21 protein-coding genes are annotated in these 15,964 nt (G+C 63.8%); 4 read left to right on the forward strand and 17 right to left on the reverse strand.

The features are described 5' to 3' along the window. Window positions 1-52: 52 nt before the first annotated feature. The 3 genes from A5636_RS18055 to A5636_RS18065 are packed head-to-tail and all read right to left on the reverse strand — an operon-like array spanning window position 53 to window position 3,140. Window positions 53-1,066 (reverse strand): NADP-dependent oxidoreductase, encoded by a 1,014-nt coding sequence (locus A5636_RS18055; RefSeq protein WP_065160009.1) that lies wholly within the window; start codon window positions 1,064-1,066, stop codon window positions 53-55. After that, window positions 1,063-2,028 carry an LLM class F420-dependent oxidoreductase gene (locus A5636_RS18060; protein WP_065160010.1) on the reverse strand — a complete coding sequence of 322 codons (966 nt, stop codon included), beginning with the start codon at window positions 2,026-2,028 and terminating at the stop codon, window positions 1,063-1,065. Before A5636_RS18060 ends, A5636_RS18055 begins: the two co-directional genes overlap by 4 nt. Further along, entirely contained in the window at window positions 2,025-3,140 is a 1,116-nt protein-coding gene (locus A5636_RS18065) for an acyl-CoA dehydrogenase family protein (protein WP_065160011.1), read from the reverse strand. The genes A5636_RS18060 and A5636_RS18065 overlap by 4 nt, the downstream gene beginning before the upstream one ends. A 57-nt stretch (window positions 3,141-3,197) precedes the next feature. On the opposite strand from A5636_RS18065, the gene A5636_RS18070 reads away from it, so the two are divergent. Then, the gene (locus A5636_RS18070) at window positions 3,198-3,665 is read left to right on the forward strand and encodes a winged helix-turn-helix transcriptional regulator (protein ID WP_065160012.1); all 468 of its coding nucleotides are present in this window, start codon (window positions 3,198-3,200) and stop codon (window positions 3,663-3,665) included. A gap of 279 nt (window positions 3,666-3,944) precedes the next feature. Here A5636_RS18070 and A5636_RS18075 read toward each other — a convergent pair whose 3' ends face one another. Next, complete coding sequence (locus tag A5636_RS18075) at window positions 3,945-4,196, reverse strand: hypothetical protein (RefSeq protein ID WP_065160013.1); 252 nt, start codon at window positions 4,194-4,196, stop codon at window positions 3,945-3,947. A gap of 13 nt (window positions 4,197-4,209) precedes the next feature. Then, on the reverse strand, window positions 4,210-5,112 hold the full coding sequence (locus A5636_RS18080; RefSeq protein WP_172827266.1) for an oxygenase MpaB family protein: 903 nt from the start codon (window positions 5,110-5,112) through the stop codon (window positions 4,210-4,212). A gap of 168 nt (window positions 5,113-5,280) precedes the next feature. Between A5636_RS18080 and A5636_RS18085 the strand changes: the two genes are divergently transcribed. After that, the gene (locus tag A5636_RS18085) at window positions 5,281-5,505 is read left to right on the forward strand and encodes a hypothetical protein (RefSeq protein ID WP_065160014.1); all 225 of its coding nucleotides are present in this window, start codon (window positions 5,281-5,283) and stop codon (window positions 5,503-5,505) included. A gap of 10 nt (window positions 5,506-5,515) precedes the next feature. On the opposite strand, the gene A5636_RS18090 is transcribed toward A5636_RS18085, so the two are convergent. The 5 genes from A5636_RS18090 to A5636_RS18110 all read right to left on the reverse strand — a co-directional run bounded on the left by A5636_RS18090 (window position 5,516) and on the right by A5636_RS18110 (window position 8,611). Next, window positions 5,516-5,905 carry a VOC family protein gene (locus A5636_RS18090; protein WP_065160015.1) on the reverse strand — a complete coding sequence of 130 codons (390 nt, stop codon included), beginning with the start codon at window positions 5,903-5,905 and terminating at the stop codon, window positions 5,516-5,518. Next, a complete protein-coding gene (locus A5636_RS18095) occupies window positions 5,902-6,186 on the reverse strand; it encodes an ArsR/SmtB family transcription factor (RefSeq protein WP_065160016.1) in 285 nt (94 codons plus the stop codon). The genes A5636_RS18090 and A5636_RS18095 overlap by 4 nt, the downstream gene beginning before the upstream one ends. 40 nt (window positions 6,187-6,226) lie before the next feature. Then, window positions 6,227-7,102, reverse strand: coding sequence for a lytic transglycosylase domain-containing protein (locus tag A5636_RS18100; protein ID WP_081287863.1), 876 nt, complete (start codon window positions 7,100-7,102; stop codon window positions 6,227-6,229). Window positions 7,103-7,198: 96 nt separating this feature from the next. Beyond that, window positions 7,199-7,693: an LppP/LprE family lipoprotein gene (locus tag A5636_RS18105; RefSeq protein WP_065160017.1), complete on the reverse strand. Its 495-nt coding sequence runs from the start codon at window positions 7,691-7,693 to the stop codon at window positions 7,199-7,201. 120 nt (window positions 7,694-7,813) lie between these two features. Beyond that, window positions 7,814-8,611: a spirocyclase AveC family protein gene (locus tag A5636_RS18110; RefSeq protein WP_065160018.1), complete on the reverse strand. Its 798-nt coding sequence runs from the start codon at window positions 8,609-8,611 to the stop codon at window positions 7,814-7,816. A 194-nt stretch (window positions 8,612-8,805) separates the two neighbouring features. Here A5636_RS18110 and A5636_RS18115 point away from each other — a divergent pair, with 194 nt between their 5' ends. Next, window positions 8,806-9,420: a TetR/AcrR family transcriptional regulator gene (locus A5636_RS18115; RefSeq protein ID WP_253900634.1), complete on the forward strand. Its 615-nt coding sequence runs from the start codon at window positions 8,806-8,808 to the stop codon at window positions 9,418-9,420. Between the two features lie 8 nt (window positions 9,421-9,428). Here A5636_RS18115 and A5636_RS18120 read toward each other — a convergent pair whose 3' ends face one another. The 3 genes from A5636_RS18120 to A5636_RS18130 are packed head-to-tail and all read right to left on the reverse strand — an operon-like array spanning window position 9,429 to window position 11,856. Then, window positions 9,429-10,259 carry a TauD/TfdA dioxygenase family protein gene (locus A5636_RS18120; protein WP_065160019.1) on the reverse strand — a complete coding sequence of 277 codons (831 nt, stop codon included), beginning with the start codon at window positions 10,257-10,259 and terminating at the stop codon, window positions 9,429-9,431. 2 nt (window positions 10,260-10,261) lie between these two features. Beyond that, window positions 10,262-10,585 carry a hypothetical protein gene (locus tag A5636_RS18125; protein ID WP_065160020.1) on the reverse strand — a complete coding sequence of 108 codons (324 nt, stop codon included), beginning with the start codon at window positions 10,583-10,585 and terminating at the stop codon, window positions 10,262-10,264. Further along, window positions 10,582-11,856 carry an aromatic ring-hydroxylating oxygenase subunit alpha gene (locus A5636_RS18130; RefSeq protein ID WP_065160036.1) on the reverse strand — a complete coding sequence of 425 codons (1,275 nt, stop codon included), beginning with the start codon at window positions 11,854-11,856 and terminating at the stop codon, window positions 10,582-10,584. Before A5636_RS18130 ends, A5636_RS18125 begins: the two co-directional genes overlap by 4 nt. 119 nt (window positions 11,857-11,975) lie before the next feature. Between A5636_RS18130 and A5636_RS18135 the strand changes: the two genes are divergently transcribed. After that, window positions 11,976-12,896, forward strand: coding sequence for a LysR family transcriptional regulator (locus A5636_RS18135; RefSeq protein WP_065160021.1), 921 nt, complete (start codon window positions 11,976-11,978; stop codon window positions 12,894-12,896). A gap of 17 nt (window positions 12,897-12,913) precedes the next feature. Here the strand turns inward: A5636_RS18135 and A5636_RS18140 are convergent, their stop codons facing one another. From A5636_RS18140 to A5636_RS26630, 4 genes are all read right to left on the reverse strand, one after another. Continuing rightward, complete coding sequence (locus A5636_RS18140) at window positions 12,914-13,864, reverse strand: TIGR03564 family F420-dependent LLM class oxidoreductase (protein WP_065160022.1); 951 nt, start codon at window positions 13,862-13,864, stop codon at window positions 12,914-12,916. A gap of 12 nt (window positions 13,865-13,876) precedes the next feature. Beyond that, window positions 13,877-14,620, reverse strand: a complete 744-nt coding sequence (locus A5636_RS18145) for a hypothetical protein (RefSeq protein WP_065160023.1) — start codon at window positions 14,618-14,620, stop codon at window positions 13,877-13,879. 2 nt (window positions 14,621-14,622) lie between these two features. Next, window positions 14,623-15,525 carry an NAD-dependent epimerase/dehydratase family protein gene (locus A5636_RS18150; protein WP_065160024.1) on the reverse strand — a complete coding sequence of 301 codons (903 nt, stop codon included), beginning with the start codon at window positions 15,523-15,525 and terminating at the stop codon, window positions 14,623-14,625. A gap of 32 nt (window positions 15,526-15,557) precedes the next feature. Continuing rightward, window positions 15,558-15,964 (reverse strand): hypothetical protein (locus A5636_RS26630; RefSeq protein WP_172827267.1); only part of this gene is annotated, 407 nt, incomplete at its 5' end.

Raw genomic sequence — 15,964 nt, forward strand, 5'->3', positions numbered from 1 at the left:
CAACCTCCCGAGGGTGTGGGACATTGACTAACCGCTGGCGGCGCGGTTGAAACTACGAACCGTCGAGGGCGAGAATCAGTTTGCCGGTGTTGTCGCCGCGGAACAATGCGAGCAGCGCTTCGGGGAAGTCGCCGACACCGCCACTGATCACCTGCTCGTGCGAGCGTAATTCCCCGCTGCGTAGCCAATCCGCCAGCCGGACAACGGCTTCACCGTAACGATCGGCATAGTCGAAGATGACGAAGCCGGTCATGGATGCCCGCGCGACCAGCAACTGCATGTAGTTGGCGGGGCCGTGTAACTCCTCGGTGGCGTTGTACTGTGAGATGGCCCCGCAGATGACGACTCGTGCACCGCGCGCCAGCCGTGCCAGGGCCGCTTCCAGGGTCACCCCTCCGACGTTGTCGAAGAACACGTCAATACCGTTGGGCGCGTGCACTTTCAGTTGTCGACGCAGATCGCCCGCCCGGTAATCGATCGCGGCGTCGAAGCCCAGTTCTTCGACCAGCCATCGACACTTGCCCGGACCGCCCGCAATGCCCACGACACGGCAACCGTTGATCCGCGCAATCTGGCCCGCGATGCTGCCCACCGAACCGGCCGCGCCCGAGACGACGACGGTTTGTCCCGGCTGCGGCCGCCCCACCTCGAGCAGCCCGAAATAGGCTGTGAGGCCGCTGATCCCCAGTGCGCCGAGATGCACCGGAGCCGGCGCCAGCGCGGTATCGATACGCGTCACATCCCGGCCGTCGGAAATTGCGTACCGCTGAACTCCGAACGTGCCGTAGACGTCGTCCCCGACGGCGAATTGCGGGTTCCGCGAATCGATTACGCGTCCTACACCGCCGGCACGCATCACGTCCCCGATCTCGACCGGCGGCACGTAAGACCGTCCCGCGTTCATCCAGGTGCGCATTGCCGGGTCCACCGACAGGTAGTCCACCCGTACCAGGAACTCGCCCTCGGACACCGGCCCGACGGGTTCTTCGTCGATATGCCAGTCGGATTCCTTCGGCAGGCCCAGGGGGCGGCTGGCCAGGCGGCACACGGTGTTGGTGAGTGTCATTGACGTCCTTCGGCTATAGCGGCAAGGATTTTCCGGGCTTCGGGGTCTTCGGCGGTCGAGGGCACGACAGCTACGCAGTCGGCACCAGAAGCCCGGTACGCGTGCAGCCTTGCCGCGACGCGGTCCGCGGAGCCCAACGCACTCACGCCCTCTAGTAACTCGACAGGGATTTCTGCCGCCAGCTCGCGGCGAGGTGTGCCAGCCCGCGCCCTTGCCACGAGGTCGGGGAAACCGAGCGCGGCGAACATCTCCCCGTATCCGGGGGGAGCGAGATATACCGCCAGTTGACCGGCCAATTGGGCATGCGCGGCGGCACCTGGATCGATGGCAACCGGCACCCATACCGTGAGTCGCGGCGGCGGACCGTCCGTCGCAGCCTGGTCGATCAAACTGCGGACCTCAGCCACCCGGGCCGGTGACGCCAGGTTGAGCACTATCTCGTCAGCATGCCGCGCCGCGAGTCGAATCATTCCGGATCCAAACGCGCCCACCGATATCCGCGTATCCGGGCTGGGGCTGCGTAACCGGAAGCCGTGACTCGAGACATGTTGACCGGAGAAGTCGACACGCGCACCGGCCAGCATTGGCCGCAGGCATTCGATGGTCTCGCGCATAACCGTCAGATGGTGGGTCCATTGGCGGTTGTGCCAGCCGGCGACGATCGCCGGACTCGAGGCTCCCAGCGCGATGTCGACCCGGCTGCCGGTGAGCGAAGCGACGGTACTGACACCTAGCGCGAGGGTCACCGGTCCGCGCACCCCGACAGGCAACGGCCCGATCTTGAGAGTCAGTTCCGGTGCGCGCAGCCCGATCGCCGTCGCCAACGCGAAGGCGTCATAGGTGGCCATTTCGCCGATCCAGACGGCGTCGAACCCGGTCTGTGCCGCCGTGCGCGCGATCTCTACCGCCTCCTGGTCGGGACGGTCGAGCCAGAACGGGAGAACCACTTCGACAGCGGTCACAGCATTGAGACGTCGGCCGGCTGGTCAAGGAGGATGCGTCCGGGCAGCTCGCGGGACGCCTCGTTGACCTGGAAATGCGCGGTGGCGGTGAATGCATCGCGGAATCGCCGCTGCAGCGGCGCACCGTCGTAGATGGCACTGCTGCCCGCGAGGTCGTACAGCGTGCGCACCACGTCGGCGGAGGTGCGCGCCGCGTGAGTGGCCGCCAAGCGAAGCCGATTGCGCGCGGCTACCGGCACCGGCTCGGGATGCTGGCTGGCCTGCCATGCGGTGTCGATGGCCTCGTAGTACAACGCACGCGCCGCGCTCAGCGACGACTCGGCCGTCGCCACCGCGGCCTGGGTGGCGGAGCGTCCAGCCAGGGTGCGGGTGGATCCGAGCCCCTTTTTCCCGCCCGCCAAGTCGGTGAAATCGTCGATGGCGGCACGGGCATTGCCCAAGGTGGCCGCACCGATGGACAGTGCGAAGAATCCGAACACCGGGAAGCGGTACAGCGGCCGGTCCACGACGGGCCCGTCGAACAACGAGAACACCCGGTCGCGGGGTACGAAGACGTCGTCGGCGACGGTGTCGTGGCTACCCGTACCGCGCAGGCCTAACGTGTGCCAATTGTCGAGGACCTGCAGATCGCGCTTCGGCAGCGCAACGACGGACGGCACTGGCCCGTCGTCGACGAAGCAGCCCGCGAACAACATGTCGGCATGGGTGATTCCACTGCAGAACGGCCAGCGTCCTGACACCATGACGCCGCCGTCCACCGATCGCCCCCTGCCCCGCGGTGCCCATACCCCTGCGGCGACACCCGTTCCGCCGCCGAACATTTCATCGCGGGTGTCACTGGAAAGATAGGCGACCAACAGGGCGCTGGTGATCGCGATCGACACGCACCAGCCCGTCGCGGCGTCACCGCGCGCAATCGTTTCGGCACACCGTAAGGCCGCTGATGGCTCGAGCTCCGGGGCGTCGACCTCGCGCGGCATGGTGGCCCGCAGCAGGCCTGCTTCGTTGAGCCGGTCCACGAGTTCGGGCGGCAGCCTGCGCTCACGTTCGATCTGCGCTGACAATTCGTGGGCCGACAGCGCGATGTCCTGGGCCAGTACATCAGTGGTCACGGTTCAGTTACGTTACCAGGTGTGGTTCAATAGTTAAACCGGTACAGTGAGTGAACTATGATCAGCGACTTAACTCATCGCTTCGAGGGCGAGTCCGTAGGTCGAGCGCTGGAATTGGTCGGCGAGCGGTGGACGCTCCTGATCCTGCGCGAGGCGTTCTTCGGCGTGCAACGCTTCGGCCAGTTGGCGCGCAATTTGAACATCCCCCGGCCGACCTTGTCGTCGCGGCTGCGGACGCTGGTGGAGGCGGGACTTCTCGACCGAGTGCCGTATTCGCAGGACCCCGCGCGCCACGAGTACCGACTCACCGAGGCGGGCCACGATCTTTTCGGGGCCATCGTTGTCCTGATGCAGTGGGGGGACCGGCACCTGCCCCTACCGGATGGTCCGCCAATCGTGTTGCGCCATAACGGGTGTGGTGAGATCGCTGACCCGCGTCTAGTCTGCGCCCACTGCGAGCAGGAGATCACCGCGCGCAATGTGACGCCCGAGGCAGGCCCGGGGTTTTGCGCTGCGCCGGAGTAGTCCGGTTCGTGGGTGTGCTGGAAGCGTTGCGTGTGCGCTGGCGGCGTTGAGTGTGCATCAGGCATCGCGTGTGCGCCGGCGGCGTCGAGTGTGCATCAGCGGCATCGCGTGTGCGCTGGCGGCATCGCGTGTGCATCAGCGGCATCGCGTGTGCGCTGGCGGCGTTGAGTGTGCATCAGCGGCGTCGCGTGTGCTCCGGCGGCTTTGAGTGTGTGCTGAGGGCGGACTTTGGCCCAGAAACCGCACCGCAGCTTCCCACTCAAAGCCCTTGCTGCACACTCAAGGGGCCGGGCAGGAGTTCGCGATCTGGATCGAGGCCGGCCACAACGCAGTTGCCACTCCGAACGCCGCCATGTCAGCACCGGCGGGCAGCGCTTGGGACAATCGCGCCTCGATCTGCTCCACCTGCGCGCCGTGCAGGAATGCCCAGACCAGGCCAATCGACAGGTAGGGCAGCGCCAGCCATACCGCAACCTCGATCAGCGCCCCGACACTGACCTGGTAGCTCAGTACACGCCGGATCCGATCCATCGCGGTCAATCTCTCAAATCAGTGGGCGGCTCCGCCGTACCCTGCGGCGCACGTCGGCCAGCAGGATATGACTGCCGCCCTGGCGAATGAACGGTGGCAGGAAGCGATTGACGAAAGCCACTAGAAGGAACAGGTTCTCGAAGAGGCGTTGCTTTGCCGGACTCCATGAGAACCCGAGCGCATCCCGGAAGATCGGCGCCAGGAAGCCGGCGGTCAGGAACTTCAGCAATCGATGGAACGGTAACCGCAGCATCGGATTGATCATCTGGAGGTCGACCAACTCCCGCAGATAGTTGCCGACCACCTCCCCCACCTCAACGTGTCGGCACGCCTCAATCCAGTAGTCGTCGAATGCTTTTCGGGTCGGCGGCCATTGCTCCTCCGATACCTGCAGAGTGGTGCCCAAGGTCCACGCCGAGCGGTAAAACTCCTCTGCCTGTTGGTCATTCATCGGCCCGCGCAGCAGTTGGTAGGTGTCTTCCAATCCGACGAACAAGCATGCGGCCACCCACATCTGCAACTCGCGATCGAACGCGTTGTAGCGGATCGGGCTTTCGGGCGTCGACTTGACGTGCCGATGCGCGCCGTCGACGGCCTCGCGGAACGCCACGCGGTCCTGCGCAGACCCGAAGACCGCGACGGCCAAATACTGAAACGTCGTCCGGGCCCGTTTCCACGGGTGCTTCAGCAGGTTGCCGGAATCGACCTTGGACTCCACCACGCCGTAACCCACCCCGGGTCGCGACAGTTGCATGATCACATTGGCCGCGCCCGCAGCGAACGCCCAGAAGTCCATGGCTGCCCGGATATCGACCGGCTCGTCGCTCCAGCGTGCCGTCCGCCGACTGACCCGGATACGTGTGTCATCGATCGAAAGCTCAGGATGCTTGACCACCGGGTTCCTTGGAATGGACATTCACAGCACCCCCAAGCGCTTCGCCCGCTTTCGTGGACTTCTGACCGAGTTCACCAGGTACTGTGAGGCTCTCACACCGCGTCGGGCTAGGCAACGGCCGGGCCGAATCGGGGTTAACATAGCTGGTGCTCGACCCGTCCGGGAAGCACTCAACGACGAGGGCCCAAGATGCTCACCAAATTGCGTTACCTGCTCGATTACAAGATGACCGTCGCCGAATGGCTCGGCCTCGCCGTCATCCTCGGCATCCCGTACTTCATTGTGGGTCTGGTGTGGTCGTCGACTCACACCGACCACCTGCACCAGCTGCGCGGTGCGGACCTGGTGGTGTCCTTCCTGGGCTCGATAGTTTCGTGGCCGGTCCTCTTGTTTTCCAATGTCTGCATGACCTGAATGGTGCGGCTCAGCCGCTGAGTTGTGCGATTTGAATCAGGTTGCCGCACGTGTCGTCGAGCACTGCCGTCGTCGCGGGCCCCATCTCAGTAGGGGGTTGTGTGAACAGCACCCCGAGCTTGCTGAGCCGCTGATATTCCGCCTGCACGTCGTCCACGGCGAAGGACGTGAACGGGATGCCGTCGGAGAGCAGCGCTTCCTTGAAGGACTTGGCCGCCGGATGCTGGTCAGGTTCCAGCACCAGTTCGGTGCCGTCGGGGTCGTCGGCGGAAACCACGGTGATCCACCGATGCTCGCCCAGCGGTACATCGTGCTTAGCCGTGAAGCCGAGAACTTCCGTGTAGAAGCGCAACGCCTTGTCCTGGTCGTCGACAAGCACACTGGTCAGGTTGATCCTCATGCTGATCCTTTCTGCCGAGTCAGCCATCGGGCAACGATCGGCTCGAGCGGGGCGGTGTTGATGTAGTGGAACTTGTATCTGCCTTCACGCCGCACCGCGACCAGGCCGGCATCCTCGAGCACGTCGAGATGCTGAGAAATCGCCTGCCGCGACGAGCCCAACCCGTGCTTGGTCGTCAGCCGTGCGCAGATCTCGAAGAGAGTCTGTCCCGTCCGATCGGTCAGTTCGTCAAGAATGGCGCGGCGTGTGGGGTCCGCCAAGGCCTTGAAGACGTCGCCCACGGCTCGACGTTATGCAAGTAGCTACTTGCCTGTCAACGCGTCACTGGGGGTGGCTGGCGAGGTAGTCGGCCACCGGAATTCGCTCCGATGCCACGTACCCGACCGGCAACAGCACATCCCCGGAGGTCGTTAGGTAATAGACATCCCATCGGTGATATCCGGCGAACGCGGCCGGATCGGCGCCGATCACCCTGGCGTAGTCCTTGACGGCTGCGACGTAGTGGCTGGAGTGGTTGTAGCTGTAGATCGCGCCGTCGATGTTGCCGGGGAAACCGTTGGCGGCAAGCATTCGGCCCGCCGCCATGATGCTGTCCCGCGGCGAATGAATGTCGCCGCCGGCGCCGTAGGAGGAAAATGTCGACGGCAGGAATTGCATGGGCCCCTGCGCGCCGGCGTTGCTCACCCCGGAGATCCGGCCGAAGTCGGTCTCGACCATGTTGATTGCCGCCACATAGTTCCAACCGACGCCGGTGGCAGCCTCGGCTGCGCGGTAGTAACTGAGCAGTTCGGCGGTCGAGGCCGGTGGGTCGATGCGCCACGCAGGCAGCGTCGATCGCACCTCCGGACCATTGAGTGCCATCAGGTGATGGCGCGCATCGATGTTGAGGTCATAGATCCCGACCAACGACGCTGGGATAACCGGCCGCACTGTCGGCTCCCACTCGGGGTGGCGTCCGATCGCGCGGTAGGCGGCCTGCTCGCGGAGCGCCGCCGCCTGCAGCGCGGGCTCCGACGACGACGGATCGCGCAGTGTCTGCTCGTCGGCCACCAGGTCGCGTGCCAGCTGGGCGGGTTCGGCCGCCAGCGCCGGTTGTGCCGCGGCTTCCCCGTAGCCGAGCAGACCCAGCGTGGTCAGCGCGACGAAAATGGCTGCACCCCAACGCAACATGTTCGACCGGATATTGCGAGCGTCCATGGCGTCGACCTCAGGGTTGATATGCGGATATTCCGCTGTACATCTTGTCCGCTGAGTGCCGTTTGGCCAAGCCGGTGTTCTAGGGTCCGGGATGCCTCACCACGCGGGTGCCGGGTCCAGCATGGCGGGCTGGCTGCCCTGCCACTGATACCGCACCGTGGTAGTGGGTCCCGGGCATGCCGTGCAGACCTCCCTGCCGTCCTTGTAATCCAGGGCCACGGTGTCGTCGGTGGTTTTGGCTTTGTTCAGCGATGTGAACGGGTAGGCCTTGGACGTCGCTACGCCGACGAAACTTCCTTTGTGGAACAGCAGCGCCAGATCCGGCGAACTTCCGGTAGCGCCGACGACGGTGATGATGACCGTCGACAGGGTGGTGCAGGGGTTGTAGTTGCTGCTCGGGTCGAAGCTGTGGGTGTTCAGGTCCCACTGCCCGTTCTGCGGTATCGCGGGGATTTGCTTGATCGCTGCTTGGATCTCCGGTGCGGCGAGGTTCACCCCGCACGTCGTCGTCGGTTCCGCGTGGGCGGGCGCGGTCAACGGACTCAACGCGCAGAGGACGGCGACAAGCGCGGCTAAGACAACTACTCGCATCGAACACTGCCTCCTTGTTGGCTGCATTCATGGTGGCGGTGTGTGATCCCGGCTGGGTAGGAATGCTGCGAGATTGTGTCGAAGAAGTGACCTGCGCGGTGCGCTATCGCCGACAGCCGGTCAATGTCCGCCGTGTTTGGGTTGATTGGGCACACCCGGGAAAAGCTGTTCGGTTGAACCGGACGTCACCCACCCGCCCAGCTTGGTGACGAGGTGGGGCGCAAACACGGCGCCATACAACAGGTTTCCGATGAGAATGACGGCCACGACGGACAACACGGCCGATTGAGCACGAGTCCGGGACATCTTGTCGGCCCACATCTTGATTACGTTGCGGCCCTGGGCATCCGTTCGTCCAAGCAGGTAGGTGAACACCATCATCTGCACACCGAGTGCAATGGAGTCGTAGATCGGATATTGATGCTTGGTCCCCTCGAAGACGGCGAGCCCGGGAATCACGTAGCCGTAGTAGAAGACACCGACGCGGGCGCCGATGAACGCGTTGAACATAAACGCCCACGCGAATCCCACTACGAAGCCGACAGTGAGCAGCGTGGTCGGTCGGCGCCAACCGAACCGCGAGGTCAACCGTCGTCCGAGCGCGGCACCGATGACCGCGGGCAGGACGAAATAGCCGATGTAGCCCAGGGGTACGGATGACGGCAGACCACCCCAGGTCATGTTCAGCGGCCACCATGACGGCATCCGGGGCAGGGCGGGCGGGAACTGGGCGTACATGGCCCAGTCGTAAGGCGCCTCGATCCAGGAAAAGGAGATTGCCGAGATACATAGCAGCAGCAGTGGGTGCAGGCAGCGGCCGCGGATGCTCAGGTACACACCGAGGGCGGTGAACACAATGCCGCTGCCCCAGCCGAAGATGACGGCGATCGTCAGCAACGGCGACAAATCGCCGCTCATGGGTCTTGCCCTTCACGTGGCGCCCTGCGCGCTTCGGGGTCGAAGTGCAGGACCACGCCGTATATCAGGGCGATCAGCCCGAACAGGGTGCCGAGCATGATGACCGCGCCCACGACGAATCCCTTCCCGGCGGAGCAATTTTTAATAGTGCACACTATTCTAAGAGGAGGGTCAAGACCGCTATCGTGAATGCCGTGCGCCAGCCGACCCGCCGGCCTCGCGGTGAGCCGCGCAGACTGCTGCTCGACGCCGCCCGCGCGCTGTTCGCCCGCCAGGACTACCGCACCACCACCACGCGCGAGATCGCCGCGGCCGCTGGGGTCTCCGAATATCTGCTGTTCCGAAACTTCGGCTCCAAGGCTGGACTGTTTCGCGAGGCCCTCGTCCTTCCGTTCACGAATTTCGTCGACGAATTCGGGCGCACCTGGCAGTCGGTCGTCCCAGAAGAGACCGACGAAGACGAGTTGGCCCGACAATTCGTCGGTCAGTTGTACGACGTGATGGTCGAGCATCGGGGTCTGCTGCTCACCCTCGCTGCCTCCGAGACGTTCAGCGAGGACGAGATGACCGACGCCGGCATCTCCGACATCCGGCGCGCCATCGCCGTGCTCGGCCGAATCAGTGCCGAGGGCATGCAGTTACGCGGACTGCGCTCGAACAAGCCGGACCTGCCCGCGCACTCGACAGTGGCCACGATCGCCGGCATGGTGGCACTGCGCTCGACATTCTTCGGCGACGAGCAACCGTCCCGGGACGCGATCGTGGACGAACTCGTGCAAGCGATTCTGCACGGCTTCCTGCATCGCTAGGCCTGGTGTCAGTGCAGTGGCTCTTCTCCGGCAAGAACAGTGCGATGCATGAGGCGACCGCTGTCCGCGGCATACGGCAGCGCCCGGTGCATCGTGCCGGTGTTGTCCCACATGAGCAGGTCACCGACCTGCCATTCATGCCGGTACACGTAGCGCGGTTGGGTGGCCCAATCACGAAGGCGCGCCAGCAGTGCGCGACTTTCCTCTGTCGGCAGTCCGAGCACGTAGTCCGCGGTTGCACCGAGCAGCAGCGACTTGCGCCCGGACTGGTGTGTCCAGACCATCGGGCACGCCTTCGTCGGAGACTTCTGCCAGAAGCAGATTTCCTCGTAGCTCATCTCCGGACGCACGTAATACTGTGAGCGCTCGGCACTATGGACCACCCGGAGGTCGGCGATTGCCGCTTTATCAGCGTCCGGCAGGTCCTCGTAGGCGGCATAGGTGTTGCAGAACTCGGTCTGTCCGCCAGCATTTGAGAGCTTGATCGCGCGCAGCAGGGTGGCGAGATTGGGATAGGGCTGCAAAGAGCCGTCGAAATGCCAGAACATCGAGCCTTTCAGATACTCGGCACGCTGGTTCACGCTCTGGTCGAGAGAGATCTTGTAGATCCCGCCCTCCCCTTCGTTCTGCACAATGCTGCCAAGAGTTTTGGCGATGGCGACCTGTTGTTCGTCGTTGATCTGCAGGCCGCGAAAGAAAATCACGCCGCGCCGCTCCAACGCGGCGCGGATGGTCTCGGCTTGCCGGCCGCTGAGCAATGTCTGCAGGTCGGCCCTGATCTCGCTGCCGATTACCGTTGTGCAGTCGGCGATTTCGAGCGGTGTGGTCGAGAGTTCCATGTTCAGCTGAGCCGGGTGAGGATGGTGTTGGCTGAATGCTTGACCCGTGGCTGCCGCCACAGCTCGACTGCCAATGACACAGTGATCAGGGAGTACAGCAGGTTGCGAAGGTTTGCGACGTCGTCGGGCAATGGTTCTGAATAGTCGAACTTGTCGATATAGGCGACGGCTTCCTCGGCGTGCGGAAAGACCTGGTCGTAGAACGCCTGTATTTCGGCCATGGAACTGTGCACCCGCTTCAGGTAGCGCTGGTGGCCGTCTTCGATGGCCCATTCGGCAACCAGGGGCTCGAGCTGCGAGAACTCCTGCGGCAGAGTCTGATTCATCTGTCGGCCTCACCGGCCGCTACATAGTCGCCCACCACCTTGTGCAGATGGCGAAGCAGGATCTCCTCGTCGTTCATGGTGAATTGCGTGAGTGCTCCGCTGTTCAGCATCGCCTGTAAGCCTTCGGAGGGGCTGGCGTCCTCCAGGATGATGTCGTTGAGGAAGGTCACCGTCAGCTCCTGGCCCAACCGCTCCTTGTGTGTCTTGGGCGGCTGGTAGAACATCTCGGCTTCGAAGATGTGCGAGTGGGGGCCGGTCGGCCAGTGGGTGTGCGTGCTGAATCCCGACGACCCGAAGATCAGTACGAAGTTCGGGAAGAACTGGAACGAATCGAAGCCGTATTTCTCCGACCGGGTGGGGTTCAGCCCCGGTGGCATCGTGCCGCGATCGGTCCGCTTGCTCCATGGGCCCGCGGCGCTTGCTTCCATCACGCATTCGATTGGTTTGGAGTAGGGGGTCTGCTGCGACGGCTCCCCCGCGAAAGAGAACATCCGGTGCGGACCCTTGAGTTGGTAGGCCAACGCATCGGTGAACGGGTTCGGCTGGTCGAAGGCGTCTCTGGCCTCCGCGGTAAGGGCACCGAACGAGGCGGCATGCAAGTAGGGGCCGTGATAACTCTCCGCGAAGCCGTCCAGGAAGATCTTCCAGTTGCACTGCAATTCCACGCGGAAGCGGTACACCTGGTGCGGCCCGGCGAACGGGTAACCCTCGATGCCGTGGGCCAACTCGCCGAGGTAGGAACGCAAGGACTCGGTGTTGTTCGGGTCGAGGTTTATGAAGATGAAACCTTCCCACACTTCGCATCGAATGCCGGGAACCCGGCAGCCGTCCGGATCGAAGTCGAGCAACAGGTCCTTGCGGGTGGCGGCATGCAATGACCCGTCCAGGTTGTAGCGCCAGCCGTGAAATCGGCAGTACAACAACGGCGCCCGGCCCTGCACCTCCTGGAAGGGGTCGTCCTGCCAAAGCAATTTGTTGCCACGGTGCGGGCAGATGTTGTGGAAGGCACGGATCACGTCGTCCTTGCCGCGCACGATGATGACCGAGGTATTGAGAAACTTCAGTTCACGGGTGAAGTAGCTGCCGGACCGCGGCACGCGCTCCACCCGCCCAACATATAGCCAGGTCTTCTTGAAGACGTGCTCGCGCTCTTTCTCGTAGAACTGCGGCGACACGCAGTCTTCGAGCGATACTGGGCCGCGCCCCAATTCGGGATAGGCGTCGGTCCAATGCCCGCTGGCCGGCTTGGTAGCCAGCACGTCCTGACGCATGAGGCCCTCCTCCACTCTGTTCGCAGGCCCCGGTCCCCTATCGGGCGAACCTAGCACTTGACTGGATGCAGGTGACAGGCCTTCAATTGCAACACCCTGTTGCGATTTTGGAACACCCGATGGAACAGAACCTGCCCTTCGACCTCGATGCCCTGCTGGTATTCGGCAAGGTGGTCGAGAGCCGAAGCCTGTCCAAAGCCGCGGCGCTGCTTGGCATGCCCAAGTCGACGGTCAGCCGCAAACTCAGCAAGTTGGAAGCCGATCTCGGTATCAAGTTGCTCCGCAAGAACACTCATCAGTTGTCTGTCACGGATCTCGGCGAGAAGATCTACCGCCACGGCGTCAACATCCTTTCCGAAGCCAACGGCGTGCGTGCGCTGGTGGAAGAAAGCAAGCAGGAACCGCATGGTGAGCTTCGGGTGGCGATCCCGGTGTTCGTCGGCATCGACTATGCCTCGCGGGTCGGTGCCGCGTTCCTGCGGCGCTATCCGAATTCGCGACTGGATATCCGTTTGGTGGACAACGTGGTTCACCCCGTGCATGACGGTTTCGACGTGGTTTTCGGCACCGGTCCGCTGCCGGATTCGACGCTGATTGCCCGGAAGGTCTTCAGCCTGGAGCTTCTACTCTGCGCGTCGCCCGACTTTGTCGACAACCTTTCCGAGCCCATCAACAGTCCGGCGCACCTCAAATCCGTGCCGTTCATCGACTGCGGTGTCTGCGAAGGTCCCGGCAAGCTGACACTGGCCAAGAACAAACGGCGCTATGAACTCTCGCCGATGGTCCGGGCGCGCGCGAACAACTTTCAGGTCGGCAAGCAGTACATCCTGCACGGACTCGGCGTGGGGGCGATGCCGAATCAGATCATCGTCACCGCTGAACTGCGCGACGGAAGCATTGTCCCGGTGCTGCCCGAATGGAGCCCCGCACCGATGGACGTGTACATGATCCATCCATTCCAGTTGTCGTTCTCCACGCTGATCAGTGCGTTCTACGAGACGGCGTGCGACATCATCACCGAGAACTCGGCGCGAACCTGACAGAGCACGCCAACCGTCTACAAAGCCGAAATGACCGAAGCGAGAAACTCTTCGGTCCGTAACCGCGACTGCGTGCGGGCAACCTGGTCGTCGCCGAACGGGACGACGCGGGCTGCCAGGTCGGTGACGCCCGCTTCCTGATAGCGGCGCAGCCGCGCGAGGATGTCAGCTTCGTCCCCCGCCGCCATGGTGTCCCCTACATCACGGGCATCGCCATGTTCAAGTAGCCGTACGTAATTGGGCGAAAAGTCCGCGTGCCCCAGGACATCGCTGGCATAGCTGCGCGCTTTTTCGGCTTCGTCGCTGGCGCAGAGGGCAACTGGAACCCCGGCGATAATTCGCGGTGCGGGGCCACCGGCGGCCGCGGCCGTAATGCGCGGCACGACATGGTCTTGAATGGCTCGCTCGTCAGCCATCCAGAGGATGGTGCCGGCTGTGCGTTCGCCCGCGATGCGCAACATGTTGGGTCCGAGGGCTGCCAACAACACCGGCATCTCGAAGGCGTCGGTGACATCGATACTCGAGTGGACGCGGTAGCTTTGGTTCTCTACGTGGACCTCTCCGGCCCCGGCGAATGCCGCCCGCAGTACGTCGAGATAGTCACTGACCAGGTGGGCCGGCCTGTCATAGGGCAGTCCGAGTTGCCCCGTGACGATCCAATGGTGAGAGGGCCCGATGCCCAGGGTGAACCGCCCGCCACAAGCCACCTGAGTGGTAAGCGCCTGCTGGGCCATGATCATCGGGTGACGGGTCTGGATCGGCACGACTGCCGTTGCCAATTCGATGCGGCTGGTGGCTTGACCCAGCAACGTGATAGCTGTCATGGCATCGAGGTAGCCCGGCACCTGCGGCATCCAAAAGGAATGGAAACCAGCCTTTTCCGCGCGAACGCCGTCGTCGACGAGCCCGGTCACCCGGTCCGCTCGCGACCGCTCCTTATCGGAACCGACCATCAAACCGATGCGCACGGCACCCGCCTCTCACGGCACATAGCGGTCCCAATCGTGGGGCACCACAACGTGAAACGGTGCGGCCAGCAGCGGCTCGATCCCCGTGTCGCGCCATCGCGCCTGGAGCCGGGGTCGCAACCGCCGCGCCGTAGTAACCGGGTCATCGTCGAGGAACAGATAACTGATCGACTGACCGGGTTGCGTGTTTGCCAAGCTCGCATCCGCTTTCATCGCGACCGCGGACCAGACGCCGGCCATACCGTCGACATCGAGCAGGTCGGCGCAGGGTGTGCTTCCCTGCTCCACCAACAGGATTACGCCCCGCGCCGGCAGCCAGGGCAGCACGTCGGCGCCGATCTTGACCCTCGGGGCAGCATGTTTGCGCTCGACGTCGTACACACCTCGTTCCACCGGCGGCAGTAACGCCTGCATCCGGCCGGCGTCACGCAACGCCCTGCCGAGTTCGGTGAATGCCGCGAGACCGCCGGGATCGGCGAAGAAATACGTCATCACGTGGTCCACCGCATCCCACGGATCCCGGCTCGCCAGTCGGGCTGACCGGCAGTCGGGCGTAGATACCAGCCGCAACGAGGCACGCAGGCCCGGAAGGCGGTACTGCTCGGGACGGTGGTCGAGGGTATGCCAGCGCAGATAGTCGGCGTCCGCGCCCTGTGGGTGCCTGGTGGCCATGGACACGTACAGCGTGCTGACGTCTCCCCGGCCGGTGGCGAGGACGTCGGCAACCTCGTCGGTGGGCGTGCCGGGCAGCGTCATCGTCATGACCTTAGCGCGATTTCGGGGTGCCGGGCTTCTAGCATGCGTCGAAAGCCCTCGCGCCACGGCACTTTGGTGCGCCCGAGCACTTCGTGCATTCGTGTCACATCCGGCCACAGCGGGGTGTGGGCCCGAGGCGTGTACTCGAAGATCGGTTCGACACCGACGAGTCCGCCCAGATACGTGCAGTACTCCTCGGCGCTAACTGTTTCGCTTCCGGCCCAGTTGACGACCACCGGCGGCGTCGCCGCCACCTCCATCGCGCGGATGCCGAACTCCACGTAGTCGTCTTCGAAGATCGGGTTGTAGTTGTTGGGTTTATCGGGATAGAGCCGAATCGGCTTGCGCGCCAGGATTGCTTCCAGACGGTCCGCGGGCGCGCCACCCTCCGGGCCGTAGGTCGAACAGATCCGGATGATGGTCAGAGGGATCCGATAGCGGTTGGCAATCCAGGTGCATACCGCTTCGGCCGCCACTTTGGAGATGCTGTAGTTGGCCCGCAGCGGTACCCCGGGGGGATCCGTCTCGGTGAGCGGCCGCTGCCCTTGGTAGGCGTAGATCGAACCAGTGGAACAGAAGACGAAACCCTTCGCCGTCCGACAGTGGTAAAGCAAGTCGCCCGAGCGCTGCGCATTGGTGTCGACACAGCGAGTCCAGTCGCCGACGCCGACGTCCACCGCTGCGTGGAAAACGTAGCTGAAATCGTCAGGGAGCATTGAGAAGTCGCCCGTAGCCATATCCAGCGCGACCGGCTTGATGCCGGCATCGGTCAACCTGTCCCGGGCCGCCGCGGACTGCAGGCGCGCGACGCCCCACACCTCGTTGCGCTGTGCCAGCAGGCGGGCAATCGGAAACCCGATCTTGCCCGTGACACCGGTGATCAGGATCTTCTCTCCGTCAATCAACCGAGTACGTCCTCACCGATCGCTACCGACCCCTAGTCGTCTTCATCTCGTTGGTCTCGTTCGGCCCGTTCCTCGGGCGAACACGAGGGAAGCTTATGCAGTGCGTCGGGTTCCGCACCGGCCGCCTGAAGATACGGCCGGCCGTCCTCTGCGGTGGCGACAACGATGGGTAGCTCGCTACCGCCGGCGCTGTCGGGTTCCACGTAGAGTTCCAGCTCCCCGGAACCGACGAACAACACCGCGTCGTCGGCGGACAGTTTCCACGGATGGCCGTCAGTCGGCCAGCGGCCCCCGACGAGGCGAATGTCTCCGCGGTAGTCCTCCTGATCCTCCGGAGCGTCAGCCGAAACGCAACTGACCCACAACTTCGCGGGCAGCGGACGGAAATACACCGCCATCCGCTGGCGGTTCAGGTTGGCGGCAATAGGTATGCCGATCG

Origin of the sequence: Mycobacterium asiaticum (assembly GCF_001673315.1) — a bacterium.
In the GTDB taxonomy this organism is placed as follows: Bacteria; Actinomycetota; Actinomycetes; order Mycobacteriales; family Mycobacteriaceae; genus Mycobacterium; species Mycobacterium asiaticum_B.